At 58.4% G+C, this 14,030-nt stretch carries 15 protein-coding genes and 1 riboswitch; of the genes, 9 read left to right on the top strand and 6 right to left on the bottom strand.

The features are described 5' to 3' along the window. Positions 1–335 precede the first annotated feature (335 nt). Together purH and purD are read left to right on the top strand one after the other, a co-directional pair. The gene (gene purH, locus IM317_RS21595; RefSeq protein WP_033146979.1) at positions 336–1,925 is read left to right on the top strand and encodes a bifunctional phosphoribosylaminoimidazolecarboxamide formyltransferase/IMP cyclohydrolase; all 1,590 of its coding nucleotides are present in this window, start codon (positions 336–338) and stop codon (positions 1,923–1,925) included. A 15-nt stretch (positions 1,926–1,940) separates the two neighbouring features. Beyond that, positions 1,941–3,233 (top strand): phosphoribosylamine--glycine ligase, encoded by a 1,293-nt coding sequence (gene purD / locus IM317_RS21590; protein WP_033146980.1) that lies wholly within the window; start codon positions 1,941–1,943, stop codon positions 3,231–3,233. 55 nt (positions 3,234–3,288) lie between these two features. Here the strand turns inward: purD and IM317_RS21585 are convergent, their stop codons facing one another. From IM317_RS21585 to nudC, 6 genes are all read right to left on the bottom strand, one after another. Next, positions 3,289–3,981, bottom strand: coding sequence for a DUF1481 domain-containing protein (locus IM317_RS21585; RefSeq protein ID WP_033146981.1), 693 nt, complete (start codon positions 3,979–3,981; stop codon positions 3,289–3,291). 11 nt (positions 3,982–3,992) lie between these two features. Then, the gene (gene hupA, locus IM317_RS21580) at positions 3,993–4,265 is read right to left on the bottom strand and encodes a nucleoid-associated protein HU-alpha (protein ID WP_033146982.1); all 273 of its coding nucleotides are present in this window, start codon (positions 4,263–4,265) and stop codon (positions 3,993–3,995) included. 186 nt (positions 4,266–4,451) lie between these two features. Beyond that, positions 4,452–5,042: a YjaG family protein gene (locus IM317_RS21575; RefSeq protein ID WP_033146983.1), complete on the bottom strand. Its 591-nt coding sequence runs from the start codon at positions 5,040–5,042 to the stop codon at positions 4,452–4,454. A 41-nt stretch (positions 5,043–5,083) separates the two neighbouring features. Then, the gene (gene nfi / locus IM317_RS21570) at positions 5,084–5,755 is read right to left on the bottom strand and encodes a deoxyribonuclease V (protein ID WP_033146984.1); all 672 of its coding nucleotides are present in this window, start codon (positions 5,753–5,755) and stop codon (positions 5,084–5,086) included. 9 nt (positions 5,756–5,764) lie between these two features. Next, positions 5,765–6,829 carry a uroporphyrinogen decarboxylase gene (gene hemE, locus IM317_RS21565; protein ID WP_029742041.1) on the bottom strand — a complete coding sequence of 355 codons (1,065 nt, stop codon included), beginning with the start codon at positions 6,827–6,829 and terminating at the stop codon, positions 5,765–5,767. A 38-nt stretch (positions 6,830–6,867) separates the two neighbouring features. Then, complete coding sequence (nudC, locus tag IM317_RS21560; protein WP_033146985.1) at positions 6,868–7,641, bottom strand: NAD(+) diphosphatase; 774 nt, start codon at positions 7,639–7,641, stop codon at positions 6,868–6,870. A gap of 95 nt (positions 7,642–7,736) precedes the next feature. On the opposite strand from nudC, the gene IM317_RS21555 reads away from it, so the two are divergent. The 7 genes from IM317_RS21555 (at position 7,737) to thiH (ending at position 13,837) form a co-directional block, all read left to right on the top strand. Beyond that, positions 7,737–8,234 carry an Rsd/AlgQ family anti-sigma factor gene (locus IM317_RS21555; RefSeq protein ID WP_023309976.1) on the top strand — a complete coding sequence of 166 codons (498 nt, stop codon included), beginning with the start codon at positions 7,737–7,739 and terminating at the stop codon, positions 8,232–8,234. A 54-nt stretch (positions 8,235–8,288) separates the two neighbouring features. Beyond that, positions 8,289–8,400, top strand: a riboswitch (TPP riboswitch). A 78-nt stretch (positions 8,401–8,478) separates the two neighbouring features. Continuing rightward, complete coding sequence (thiC, locus tag IM317_RS21550; RefSeq protein WP_033146986.1) at positions 8,479–10,374, top strand: phosphomethylpyrimidine synthase ThiC; 1,896 nt, start codon at positions 8,479–8,481, stop codon at positions 10,372–10,374. Further along, complete coding sequence (gene thiE / locus IM317_RS21545; RefSeq protein WP_033146987.1) at positions 10,374–11,015, top strand: thiamine phosphate synthase; 642 nt, start codon at positions 10,374–10,376, stop codon at positions 11,013–11,015. Before thiC ends, thiE begins: the two co-directional genes overlap by 1 nt. Further along, positions 11,002–11,757 carry a thiazole biosynthesis adenylyltransferase ThiF gene (gene thiF / locus IM317_RS21540; RefSeq protein WP_033146988.1) on the top strand — a complete coding sequence of 252 codons (756 nt, stop codon included), beginning with the start codon at positions 11,002–11,004 and terminating at the stop codon, positions 11,755–11,757. Before thiE ends, thiF begins: the two co-directional genes overlap by 14 nt. Beyond that, complete coding sequence (thiS, locus tag IM317_RS21535; protein ID WP_033146989.1) at positions 11,741–11,941, top strand: sulfur carrier protein ThiS; 201 nt, start codon at positions 11,741–11,743, stop codon at positions 11,939–11,941. Before thiF ends, thiS begins: the two co-directional genes overlap by 17 nt. Before the next feature lies 1 nt (position 11,942). Further along, complete coding sequence (gene thiG / locus IM317_RS21530; RefSeq protein WP_023334103.1) at positions 11,943–12,713, top strand: thiazole synthase; 771 nt, start codon at positions 11,943–11,945, stop codon at positions 12,711–12,713. Next, positions 12,710–13,837 (top strand): 2-iminoacetate synthase ThiH, encoded by a 1,128-nt coding sequence (thiH, locus tag IM317_RS21525; protein WP_033146990.1) that lies wholly within the window; start codon positions 12,710–12,712, stop codon positions 13,835–13,837. The genes thiG and thiH overlap by 4 nt, the downstream gene beginning before the upstream one ends. Positions 13,838–14,030 lie beyond the last annotated feature (193 nt).

Below are 14,030 nucleotides of genomic sequence, written 5' to 3'. Positions count from 1 at the left end.
TTTTTCTCTTCAACCGAACCGCTTGTTGTGTGAAGTGATTCACATCCGCCGTGTCGATGGAGGCGCATTATAGGGAGTTCTCGGCTGGCCGCAACCGCTAAATGACAGAAAAATGACTGACTGCTGCATTCCACAGCAAAACCCCGCCTTATACCTTTTTACACACAGACTTATCCACAGTGATACGAAAAAGTGAAAATGTGCGAGCGTTGCGCAAACGTTTTCGTTAAAATGCTCGCGCTTAATAAGGATGCCCCGTCAGGTGTGTTAGATGAGTTTTTCGCAGGAAAATTCATCTAACGCTCTCTGTAATCGTGAAATCCAGGGGATTTACCATGCAACAACGTCGTCCAGTCCGCCGCGCTCTGCTCAGTGTTTCTGATAAAGCCGGTATCGTCGAATTCGCTCAGGCACTTTCCGCACGCGGTGTGGAGCTGCTTTCTACAGGCGGTACCGCTCGCCTGTTAGCAGATAAAGGTCTGCCGGTAACCGAAGTGTCCGATTACACCGGTTTCCCGGAAATGATGGATGGACGCGTCAAAACTCTGCACCCGAAAGTGCACGGCGGTATTCTTGGCCGTCGCGGTCAGGACGACGCCATTATGGAACAGCATGACATCGCCCCAATCGACATGGTTGTCGTTAACCTCTACCCTTTTGCCCAGACCGTTGCTCGCGAAGGCTGTTCTCTGGAAGATGCCGTAGAGAATATTGATATCGGCGGCCCAACCATGGTGCGCTCCGCGGCCAAGAACCATAAAGATGTGGCCATCGTCGTAAAGAGCAGCGATTACAACACCATTATTAACGAGATGGACGCCAACGAAGGGTCACTGACTCTGGAAACGCGTTTCGACCTCGCCATCAAAGCCTTCGAGCACACCGCGGCGTACGACAGCATGATCGCCAACTACTTCGGTAGCCTGGTGCCTGCTTACCACGGTGAAAGCAAAGATCCTTCTGGCCGCTTCCCGCGCACCCTGAATCTGAACTTCATTAAGAAGCAGGATATGCGTTACGGTGAGAACAGCCACCAGCAGGCTGCCTTCTATATAGAAGAAGAGGTAAAAGAAGCCTCTGTTGCGACCGCTCAGCAGGTTCAGGGCAAAGCGCTCTCCTATAACAACATTGCTGACACCGACGCCGCGCTGGAATGCGTGAAAGAGTTCAGCGAGCCGGCCTGCGTTATCGTCAAGCATGCGAACCCATGCGGCGTTGCCGTGAGCACCTCTATTCTGGATGCCTACGACCGCGCGTACAAAACCGACCCGACCTCCGCGTTCGGCGGCATTATCGCCTTCAACCGCGAGCTGGATGCTGAAACCGCGCAGGCCATCATCTCCCGCCAGTTTGTTGAAGTGATCATCGCGCCATCGGCCTCCGAAGAAGCGCTGAAAATCACCGCGGCAAAACAGAACGTGCGCGTGCTGGTTTGCGGCCAGTGGGCAGAACGCGTGCCGGGCCTGGACTTCAAGCGCGTGAACGGCGGCCTGCTGGTTCAGGACCGCGATCTGGGTATGGTGACAGAAGCCGACCTGCGCGTGGTAACGAAACGCCAGCCTACCGAACAGGAACTGCGTGACGCGCTGTTCTGCTGGAAGGTCGCGAAGTTCGTCAAATCCAACGCCATCGTCTACGCCAAAGAAAACATGACTATCGGGATAGGCGCAGGCCAGATGAGCCGCGTTTACTCCGCGAAAATCGCGGGCATTAAAGCAGGCGATGAAGGTCTGGAAGTAAAAGGCTCCGCCATGGCTTCTGACGCCTTCTTCCCGTTCCGTGACGGTATCGACGCGGCGGCTGCAGTGGGCATCACCTGTGTGATCCAGCCTGGCGGCTCAATTCGCGACGACGAAGTGATTGCCGCTGCCGACGAACATGGCATTGCAATGATCTTCACCGACATGCGCCACTTCCGCCATTAATTCCCGGAGCAGAAAATGAAAGTATTAGTGATTGGTAACGGCGGACGCGAGCACGCTCTGGCGTGGAAAGCGGCGCAGTCTCCGCGGGTGAAAACAGTCTTCGTGGCACCGGGCAACGCCGGTACCGCGCTGGAACCCGCGCTGCAGAACGTGGCTATTGGCGTGACCGATATCCCGGCGCTGCTGAGCTTTGCCCAGAGCGAGAAAATCGATCTGACGATTGTGGGCCCGGAAGCGCCGCTGGTGATTGGCGTCGTCGATGCGTTCCGCGCGGCGGGTCTGACAATCTTCGGGCCTACGGAAGGCGCCGCGCAGCTGGAAGGCTCCAAAGCCTTCACCAAAGATTTCCTCGCGCGTCATAACATCCCGACGGCGGAATATCAGAACTTCACCGAAGTGGAGCCAGCCCTAGCCTACCTGCGTGAAAAAGGCGCGCCGATTGTGATCAAGGCCGACGGCCTGGCCGCCGGTAAAGGCGTGATCGTGGCGATGACGCTCGAAGAAGCGGAAGCCGCGGTTCAGGATATGCTGGCGGGTAACGCCTTTGGCGACGCGGGCCACCGCATCGTGATCGAAGAGTTCCTCGACGGTGAAGAGGCCAGCTTTATCGTGATGGTCGACGGCGAGCACGTTCTGCCGATGGCCACCAGCCAGGATCACAAGCGCGTGGGCAATGGCGATACCGGCCCGAATACTGGCGGAATGGGCGCTTACTCCCCCGCTCCGGTAGTGACTGACGAAGTCCACCAGCGCACCATGGATCGCGTCATCTGGCCAACGGTGAAAGGGATGGCGGCGGAAGGCAACACCTACACCGGTTTCCTCTATGCAGGTCTGATGATCGACAAACAGGGTAACCCTAAGGTCATCGAATTCAACTGCCGCTTTGGCGATCCGGAAACGCAGCCCATCATGCTGCGCATGAAATCCGATCTGGTGGAACTGTGTCTGGCAGCCTGCGAAGGCAAGCTCGACGAGAAAACCTCAGAGTGGGACGAGCGTGCGTCTCTGGGCGTGGTGATTGCTGCAGGCGGTTATCCGGGCAACTACAACACCGGGGATGAAATCCACGGCCTGCCGCTGGAAGAGATTGACGGTGCGAAGGTGTTCCATGCGGGTACGAAGCTGGCTGACGACGATCGCGTCCTCACCAACGGCGGACGCGTGCTGTGTGCAACCGCGCTGGGCCATACCGTGGCAGAAGCGCAGAAACGCGCCTATGCGCTGATGGCGGATATTCACTGGAACGGCAGCTTTAGCCGTCAGGATATCGGTTATCGTGCAATTGCGCGCGAGCAGGGCGAGTAATTTCACACCCTCACCCTCACCCTAACCCTCTCCCTCAAGGGAGAGGGGATTTAAATCAAAAACTTTTTTCCGTCGGCTGCCAGGTGCAGAAGTCTTCGTTCGCCACCAGCAACAGCTGAGAGCCTTCCGGCGCTTCCAGCCACGCCACACTCACCTCCATTGATGAATGACGCTGACGGCGCTGAATGTGTTCTGTTGCCCAGGATTCGAGCTCAGGCTTGACCGTCTGTCCTTCGCAGGTTGTCACCGTCCCATCGGCATGCCAGCGCCCCTGGCGCAGCACAACGCGTCCCAGACGAAGCGCATCGCTGGTCTGGCGGATTTGTTCGGCACGATAACGGTAGAGGGCGATTTGATCGCTGGAAAGCTGCTGTTTTTGGCCGCTGACTTCGCGCTGCATAAAGCTCAGCTCACCATGGTCGTCAAAACGCACTTTCACGTGTTCGGGGGTCTTGCTGTAGACGTTCAGTTCAATCAGCGACAGGTCATCTCCCTGCCAGCGATATTCCGCAGTTGACGTATTGCCGTTATGCCACGGGCTGAAGGCAGAAAGCAGATGCACTTCGCCGCCGGAATCTTTGCGCCAGATCCTGACCGCGCCCTGGTTGTCCGCGTAGCCGCTGGCGGTAAACGGCGGCAGGGAGGTGTCGTGGCTGCAGGCTGACAGCAGCAGCATGCCTGCCAGCGCGAGCGTTCCACGCCAGAAAGACAAAAGGGGCGTTGCCGCCCCTTCGCTAAAACTGTTCACTGCCACGCGTCTTACTTAACAGCGTCTTTCAGTGCTTTACCAGAAACAAATGCCGGCACGTTAGCTGCGGCGATTTTGATTTCTTTACCGGTCTGCGGGTTGCGGCCAGTACGCTCAGCGCGGTGGTTCACTTTGAAGGTACCGAAACCAACCAGTTGCACAGCAACGCCTTCTTTCAGAGACTCAGTAATAGCAGCCAGGGTAGATTCCAGAGCAGCTTTAGCCTGCACTTTAGACAGATCAGCCTTGTCCGCAATTACATCAATCAGTTGAGTCTTGTTCATAAGTTATCCTTTCAATGTGTTTATCGCTTGCTAAGCATCGAGTGCGACGAAAATGCCAAAAAAGCACTCTCCTGCATACACGCACCGATAGCCACTTTTTTTCGCCCCCCAAATGTAGACCAGACAAGGGGCGAAAGGGAAGAGTCGAGGAGCGACAAAACGGGCGTTATCTCAAGATTTATTGTCTCATTGGTTAAAAATTATACCAATATTGCTCTCCGCAGCCTCTCGTAAGTCCGCGCGCAGCCCTTTTATCAGCTCAATATCGCGTTCTTCACACTCTGCCAGCAGGCGGAAAATTTCCCACTGAATGTCCCATTCTTGCTCAACCGCCGGGTTCGCACGCAGCTCTTCGTCGGTCATCTCGCGACCTTCCTGGGTCATTTCCAGCATCGCGACGGTCGTAATAGACGCCTTACTGACTTCAATTGCGTGCTCCAGCGTTTCACCGCTCAGACGGGAGTGGAGCAGTTCGCTTAACGCCACGCAGGCATCAATCGCCGGATAGACACCGTACAGGTCAAAATCATCCGCAGCCGGAATCGCCTCTTCCAGCTTTTCCAGCTGGGAGTCGAAGTTCACCTTCGCGTCTTTCACCGTCAGCGTTTCCCAGATCAGATCCAGAATGCGGCGGTAGATATGGCCATCACCAAAGCCCGTCTCCTTACAGAACGCGGCATAGTTGGGATACATGCGCTCGCATAGGCAAGCCATAAACGTCACGTGCTGCCAGCTTTCAAGTTTCTCAAGGCGCAGGTGAATCGGGTTTTGTAGCATGATGATCTCTCGAATCGAAAATTAGGCGCAGTTTACCTGAATCATCGCTGAATTTCCTGCCAACGAACAAAAGCCGGACGCGAAGATGCCACGGCGTCTGCCCAGCGCGTCGGCTCCGGCAAGCGGTAGCCCTTCATGCAGCGCTGCACCCACGCCAGGGCGCTGTCCATGCTAACCCGGTGCCCCGTGGCGATAAAGAGCGGATTACAGCGTGCCTTGCTGCGCCAGACCCACGCCAGCTGTTCACCTTTATGGATAAGCGGCGCCAGCGCGCCCGGCTCGGCTGAAAGAGGTTCAAACGCGCCACACAGGCGTTTCTTGGCAACGCCAATGGTCGGCACATCCACCAGCAGCCCAAAGTGGCTGGCAACGCCTAAACGGCGCGGGTGTGAAATACCGTGTCCGTCGACAAACAGCAGGTCAGGTTTTTGCGAGAGTTGCTCCCACGCTGCCAGCAGCGCGGGATATTCGCGGAAGGAGAGAAAGCCCGGAATGTACGGCATGGTGGTCGCGATACGCGCAACCTTGAACTCCACCAGCTCAAGCGAAGGATATTTCAGTACCACCATCGCCGCTCGCGTCACTTCCCCACCCTGCTCGAATCCGACGTCTGCTCCGCCAATGTACTGCGGAGGATCCTTATCCAGACGATCCTCGCGGATCACCGATGAGGCCAGTTCGATTTGTTGAGCGCGTAGCGACGCGAGATCCATAACCACTCCTTACTTGTGATACTGGGCAGAAAGCCGATGCACCGCCTCCACAAATACGCCTGCGTGTTCTGGCGGCACATCCTGATGAATGCCGTGGCCGAGGTTAAAGACGTGGCCTTCACCCTGGCCGAAACCAGACAGTATAGTCGACACTTCTTCTTCAATGCGCGCTGGCGGCGCATAGAGCATGGACGGGTCCATATTGCCCTGCAGCGCCACTTTGTCGCCCACGCGACGACGCGCATCGGCGATATCGGTGGTCCAGTCGAGGCCCAGCGCGTCGCAGCCGGTTGCCGCCATCGCTTCCAGCCACTGGCCGCCACCTTTGGTGAACAGCGTCACCGGCACGCGGCGGCCTTCGTTTTCACGCAGCAGGCCGTCGACGATTTTGTGCATGTAGTACAGGGAGAACTGCTGATAATCGCGCCCTGTCAGCACGCCGCCCCAGGTATCGAAAATCATCACCGACTGCGCACCCGCCTTAATCTGCGCGTTCAGGTAGAGGGTGACGCTCTTCGCCAGCTTGTCGAGCAGCGCGTGCAGGGCCAGCGGCTCGGCGTACATCATCTTTTTAATCATGGTGAAGGCTTTGCTGCTGCCTCCTTCAACCATATAGGTCGCCAGCGTCCACGGGCTGCCGGAGAAGCCAATCAGCGGCACTTCACCTTTCAGCTCGCGGCGAATGGTGCGCACGGCGTTCATCACGTAGCCCAGCTCGCCTTCCGGATCGGGGATCGGCAGCTTATCCACGTCGGCTTTGCTTTTGATTGGGGAGGTGAAACGCGGACCTTCACCGGTTTCGAAGTACAGGCCAAGGCCCATTGCATCCGGAATGGTCAGAATATCCGAGAAGAGGATCGCAGCATCCAGCGGGAAGCGGCGCAGCGGCTGGAGCGTCACTTCGCAGGCCAGCTCGGCGTTTTTACACAGCGACATAAAATCGCCCGCCTGCGCGCGCGTGGCTTTGTACTCCGGGAGATAGCGTCCCGCCTGGCGCATCATCCACACCGGGGTGACATCAACGGGCTGGCGCAGCAGCGCACGCAGATAACGATCGTTCTTCAGTTCGGTCATTTTTGCAGTTCCTTAAGCGTCATGGCCTCAGTGTAACACTACTCATACTCGGCCCGACACATCGCCACGGTATCTTCTATCAGCCGACGTGCCACGGTGCCCGGCGGAGGCAACAGCGGTAGATCGTCGTAGCGATACCAGTTTGCTTCCAGCAGCTCTTTCTGGTCGATAACGATCTCGCCGCTGTCGTATTCGGCCATAAATGCCGTCATCAGAGACTGCGGGAACGGCCACGGCTGGGAGGTAACGTAGCGCAGGTTCTTCACTTTGATCCCGCTCTCCTCCATCACCTCGCGCGCTACCGCCTGCTCCAGCGTTTCGCCCACCTCGACGAAGCCGGCCAGCACGGTGTGAATGCCGTTGCGATGGCGGGTATGCTGCGCCAGCAGGATGGAATCCTCCCGGCGGATAGCGACGATAATGCACGGCGCTATCTGCGGATAGTAGCGTTCGCGGCAGTGGCTGCAGAGCATCGCCCACTCGGTTTTGCTCGGGCGCATGGTATGACCGCAATAGCCGCAGTATTTATGCGAGCGGTAAAATTCAGAAAGCTGCACGCCGCGCCCCGCCAGCTGGAACAGCCCCACGTCCAGATCCAGCACCTGGCGCACCGATCCCATATCCTGGCGGCGGGACTGTTGGATCAACCACACCGGCTCACCCTGCCACTCGCCGATCTTCAGCGCAGGCTGGCCGACGAGATCGAACGCCTCAGCTGCACCGTAGGGGATTTCCCCGGCAGGAAGCCATAATTTTTGTTCGTGACTGACGATCCACCAACCAAGATCTGATTTTTCAATAATACGATCCATATCTATTGCACTACCTTCGCTTCACTGACATGTTGTTAGCATTGTGGTTACATTCTGGATAAGCAGATTCAATCCTACATTTTGCGGAGTCGACCATGTTAAACCAGCTGCAAAGCCTGACTGAGCGCGTTAGAGGAAATAACAAACTGGTGGATCGCTGGCTACATGTACGCAAGCATCTACTCGTGGCTTATTACAATCTGGTCGGTATTAAGCCTGGCAAAGAATCGTTTATGCGACTGAATGAAAAAGCGCTGGATGATTTTTGTCAGGGCCTGGTCGACTATCTGTCCGACGGCCATTTCAATATTTATGAACGCATTATCCGCGAAATGGAAGGGACAACACCCTATTTAGCGGCCAGCAAGCTCTATCCCCTTCTGGAAGCCAACACCCAGCAGATCATGGATTACTATGATTCCGCGCTCGAGAACGCTATCGACCACGATAACTATCTTGAGTTTCAGCAGGCGCTATCCGACCTCGGCGAAGCGCTGGAAGAGCGATTCACGCTGGAAGATAAGCTGATCGCCCTCGTGCTGGACAATGATTTGAACATCAGTAACGAAGAGAACGTCGCGCGCCCTGCTTGAGTTCTTCATCGTTAACGAGTAATTTACAACCATTCGCCCCTCTCACGAGGGGGATTTTTCTTGTCGGAGTGCCCAGCGCCTGAAAGCGCGGGCTGAGACCGTTAATTCGGGATCCGCGGAACCTGATCAGGCTAATACCTGCGAAGGGAACAAGAGTCACACTGCTGTTGTATCGCCTGAGGGCGATCCTCTCTTGCTTCATCCGTCGTCTGACAAGCCATGTCCTTCACTTTTGGAATGAGCTATGTCTACTGCAAAACTGACCCGCCGCGAACAGCGCGCACAGGCCCAACACTTCATCGACACGCTGGAAGGCACCGCTTTCCCGAACTCGAAGCGCATCTACATTTCCGGCTCGCAGGCCGATATCCGCGTCCCAATGCGTGAAATCCAGCTTAGCCCGACGCTTATCGGCGGCAGCAAAGATAACCCGCAGTATGAAGACAACGAAGCCGTGCCGGTATATGACACCTCCGGTCCGTACGGCGATCCTGATGTTGCCATCAACGTCCAGCAGGGTCTGGCTAAGCTGCGCCAGCCGTGGATTGACGCGCGTAACGACTGCGAAGAGCTGAGCGTCCTGAGTTCTGCGTATACCAAAGAGCGCCTGGCCGACGACGGTCTGGACGAGCTGCGCTTTACCGGCCTGCTGACGCCAAAACGCGCTAAAGCGGGCAAATGCGTGACCCAGCTGCACTACGCGCGCCGGGGCATCGTCACGCCGGAGATGGAGTTCATCGCCATTCGCGAAAACATGGGTCGCGAGCGCATCCGTAGCGAAGTGCTGCGCTATCAGCATCCGGGTGAAGGCTTTGGCGCTCGCCTGCCGGAGAACATCACGCCGGAATTTGTGCGTGACGAAGTGGCCGCAGGCCGCGCGATTATCCCTGCTAATATCAACCACCCGGAATCCGAGCCGATGATTATCGGCCGCAACTTCCTGGTGAAGGTCAACGCTAACATCGGTAACTCGGCCGTCACCTCCTCCATCGAAGAAGAGGTGGAGAAGCTGGTCTGGTCCACGCGCTGGGGCGCGGACACGGTAATGGATCTCTCCACTGGCCGCTATATTCACGAAACCCGCGAATGGATCCTGCGTAACAGCCCGGTACCGATTGGCACCGTCCCGATTTATCAGGCGCTGGAGAAGGTCAACGGCATCGCCGAAGACCTCACCTGGGAAGCGTTCCGCGACACGCTGCTGGAGCAGGCCGAACAGGGCGTGGACTACTTCACCATTCACGCGGGCGTGCTGCTGCGCTACGTGCCGATGACGGCAAAGCGTCTGACCGGCATCGTCTCGCGCGGCGGTTCCATCATGGCGAAGTGGTGCCTGTCACATCATCAGGAAAACTTCCTCTACGAACACTTCCGCGAGATCTGCGAAATCTGCGCCGCGTACGATGTCTCTCTGTCGCTGGGCGACGGCCTGCGTCCGGGCTCTATTCGCGACGCGAACGACGAAGCGCAGTTTGCCGAGCTGCACACGCTGGGCGAACTGACCAAAATCGCCTGGGAGTATGACGTGCAGGTGATGATTGAAGGCCCGGGCCACGTGCCGATGCAGATGATCCGCCGCAACATGACCGAGGAGCTGGAGCACTGCCACGAAGCGCCGTTCTACACCCTGGGGCCGTTGACCACCGATATTGCGCCGGGCTATGACCACTTCACGTCGGGCATTGGCGCGGCGATGATCGGCTGGTTCGGCTGCGCGATGCTCTGCTACGTGACGCCAAAAGAGCACCTCGGCCTGCCAAACAAAGAGGACGTGAAGCAGGGGCTGATTACCTACAAAATTGCCGCCCACGCCGCGGATCTGGCCAAAGGCCATCCGGGCGCGCAAATCCGCGATAACGCCATGTCGAAGGCACGCTTTGAATTCCGCTGGGAAGACCAGTTCAACCTGGCGCTGGACCCGTTCACCGCCCGCGCCTATCACGACGAGACCCTGCCGCAGGAGTCAGGCAAAGTCGCGCACTTCTGCTCTATGTGCGGGCCAAAATTCTGCTCGATGAAAATCAGCCAGGAGGTGCGCGACTACGCCGCCGCGCAAACTATTGAAGTGGGTATGGCGGACATGTCTGAAACCTTCCGCGCCAGAGGCGGCGAAATCTACCTCAAAAAAGAGGAGGCGTAATGTATAAGCCCGATTTCCCGCCTGTCCCCTACCGTTTAGGGCTCTATCCGGTGGTGGACAGCGTGGAGTGGATAGAGCGCCTGCTCAAGACAGGCGTTCGCACCCTCCAGCTGCGCATCAAGGATAAGCGCGATGACGAGGTGGAAGCCGATGTGGTTGCCGCCATCGCGCTTGGCCGTCGGCATAACGCCCGTCTGTTTATCAACGATTACTGGCGGCTGGCCGTTAAGCACCAGGCGTACGGCGTGCACCTGGGTCAGGAGGACCTGGAAACAACGGATCTGAGCGCTATCCGCGAAGCCGGGTTGCGTCTTGGCGTTTCAACGCACGATGACATGGAGATCGACGTGGCCCTGGCTGCCCGTCCCTCTTACATCGCGCTGGGTCACGTCTTCCCGACGCAAACCAAGCAGATGCCCTCCGCACCGCAGGGGCTGACGCAGCTGGCGAGTCACGTTAAACGCCTTGCCGATTACCCCACCGTCGCCATCGGCGGAATCAGCCTCGAACGCGCCCCGGCGGTGCTGGAGACCGGCGTCGGCAGTATCGCCGTCGTCAGCGCCATCACCCAGGCCGCAGACTGGCGTCTCGCCACCGAACAGCTGTTACAGCTGGCAGGAGCGGGTGATGAACGATCGTGATTTTATGCGCTATAGCCGTCAGATCCTGCTGGAAGATATCGCCATCGACGGACAGCAAAAGCTGCTCGCCAGCCGGGTGCTGATTGTCGGTCTGGGCGGGCTAGGCGCGCCCGCCGCGCTTTATCTGGCTGGTGCAGGTATCGGTACGCTGGTGCTGGCTGACGACGACGAGGTTCACCTCAGCAACCTGCAGCGACAAATCCTCTTTACCACCGAGGATATCAACCAGCCAAAAGCGCAAATTACCCGGCAGCGCCTGAACCAGCTCAACCCGGATATCGCGCTGATTGCCCTGCAGGAACGGCTCAGCGGTGAAAACCTGCGCCGTGAGGTCGCCCTTGCCGACGTGGTGCTGGACTGTACCGACAACATGGCGACGCGCCAGGCGATTAACGCCGCCTGCGTGGCAAATAATACGCCGCTTATCACCGCCAGCGCGGTGGGGTTCGGCGGGCAGATGATGGTCCTGACCCCGCCGTGGTCGCAGGGCTGCTATCGCTGTCTGTGGCCGGATGATGCAGAGCCGGCGCGCAACTGCCGTACGGCGGGCATTCTGGGTCCGGTGGTCGGCGTAATGGGCACAATGCAGGCGCTGGAGGCCATCAAGCTGCTCAGCGGCATGGAGACGGAACGCAATACGCTGCGGCTGTTTGATGCCCGCTCCAGCGGCTGGCGCCATCTGGCGTTACACCGCGCCAGCCGCTGCCCGGTATGCGGAGGCCGCGATGCGCATTCTGTTTAACGATGAGCCGATGAAATGCGACGACGGGCTCACCGTTGCGGCACTGCTCGACAAGCTGCGCCAGCTCAAGCCGGGAACGGCGCTGGCGCTCAATCAACAGATCCTGCCGCGCGAGCAGTGGGAACACCAGCAGGTCAATGACGGCGACCAGATCCTGCTGTTTCAGGTTATCGCAGGGGGCTGAGATGTTACGTATTGCCGATAAAGTCTTTGATTCACATCTGTTTACCGGAACCGGAAAATTCGCCTCACCGCAGCTGATGGTGGATGCCATTCGCGAAAGCGGCAGCCAGCTGGTGACGCTGGCGCTCAAGCGCGTGGATCTGCGTCATCACAGCGATGCTATTCTGGCGCCTTTACTGGAGGCTGGCGTCACGCTGCTGCCCAACACCTCCGGTGCCAAAACGGCCGAAGAGGCGATTTTCGCCGCGCAGCTGGCCCGCGAGGCGCTCGGCACCCGCTGGCTGAAGCTGGAAATTCATCCTGACGCCCGCTGGCTGCTCCCCGACCCCATCGAAACGCTGAAAGCGGCTGAAAAGCTGGTGCAGCAAGGGTTTACCGTCCTGCCTTACTGCGGCGCCGATCCTGTTCTGTGCAAACGGCTGGAAGAGGTCGGCTGCGCCGCCGTCATGCCGCTGGGCGCCCCCATTGGCTCCAACCAGGGGCTTGAAACCCGTGCGATGCTGGAAATCATTATTGAGCAGGCTACCGTGCCGGTGGTGGTTGATGCGGGCATTGGCGTGCCCAGCCATGCCGCGCAGGCGCTGGAGATGGGCGCCGACGCGGTGCTGGTCAACACGGCCATCGCGGTTGCCGACGATCCGGTCATGATGGCGCGTGCGTTCCGCATGGCCGTAGAGGCTGGCCTGCTGGCAAGGGAGTCCGGCCCCGGCTCGCGCAGTTTCCAGGCACAGGCCACCAGCCCGCTGACCGGTTTTCTGGAGGCGATCTCATGAGCACGTTTACCGAGCGCTGGCGGCAGCTTAGCTGGGACGACATTGCCCTGCGCATTAACAGCAAAACGGCGGCTGACGTGGAGCGCGCGCTGCATGCCCGCCATCTGACCCGCGAGGATCTGATGGCCCTGCTCTCCCCGGCGGCCAGCGCGTACCTCGAGCCGATGGCCCAGCGAGCGCAGCGGCTCACCCGCCAGCGTTTTGGCAACACGGTGAGCTTCTACGTGCCGCTCTATCTCTCAAACCTGTGCGCCAATGACTGCACCTACTGCGGTTTTTCCATGAGCAACCGCATCAAGCGTAAAACGCTCGATGAAGGTGAGATCGCCCGCGAGTGCGCGGCCATTCGTGAAATGGGCTTTGAACATCTTCTGCTGGTCACGGGCGAACATCAGGGAAAAGTGGGAATGGACTATTTCCGTCAGCACCTTCCCGCCATTCGTCGTCAGTTTGCGTCGCTGCAGATGGAAGTACAGCCCCTGGCGCAGGAGGAGTACGCGGAGCTCAAAACCCTTGGACTGGACGGGGTCATGGTCTACCAGGAAACCTATCACGAGGCGACGTACGCCCGGCATCACCTGAAGGGCAAGAAACAGGATTTCTTTTTCCGGCTGGAAACGCCGGACAGGCTGGGTCGCGCGGGGATCGACAAAATCGGTCTGGGAGCGCTGATCGGGCTCTCTGACAGCTGGCGGGTGGATTGTTACATGGTGGCGGAACATTTGCTGTGGCTTCAGCAGCACTACTGGCAGAGCCGTTATTCCATCTCCTTCCCGCGCCTGAGACCTTGCGCGGGCGGGATTGAACCGGCTTCGCTGATGGATGAACGCCAGCTGGTGCAGGCCATCTGTGCGTTTCGCCTGCTCGCCCCGGAAGTGGAATTATCGCTCTCAACGCGTGAATCCCCGGCGTTTCGCGATCGCGTTATCCCGCTTGCGATTAACAACGTCAGCGCGTTTTCCAAAACGCAGCCTGGCGGCTACGCCGACGATCGTCCGGAGCTGGAGCAATTTGTGCCGCATGACGGACGACGTCCGGAAGCGGTCGCCGCAGCCCTGACGGCTCAGGGTCTTCAGCCTGTCTGGAAAGACTGGGACAGCTGGCTGGGAAGAACCTCGCAATGACGCTGAAACGCGCTGCAACACCATAAAAAATTGTCGAGGCGCGACGAAAAGGCAAAACCGGGTGGTTGTCAGCGATCGTCCGGTTTTTTATTGTCACACGGTCAGCAACGGATGCTGACCAGGGCGAAAAGCTTCTTCCTCGTTTCGCCCTGCCTCTGGTTCATTGCGCACACGGCCGCCAGCAGGTTGAATA

Source organism: Enterobacter cloacae complex sp. S3 (genome assembly GCF_014930495.1).
In the GTDB taxonomy this organism is placed as follows: domain Bacteria; phylum Pseudomonadota; class Gammaproteobacteria; order Enterobacterales; family Enterobacteriaceae; genus Enterobacter; species Enterobacter asburiae_B.
This window is presented reverse-complemented; position numbering and strand designations above follow the sequence as displayed.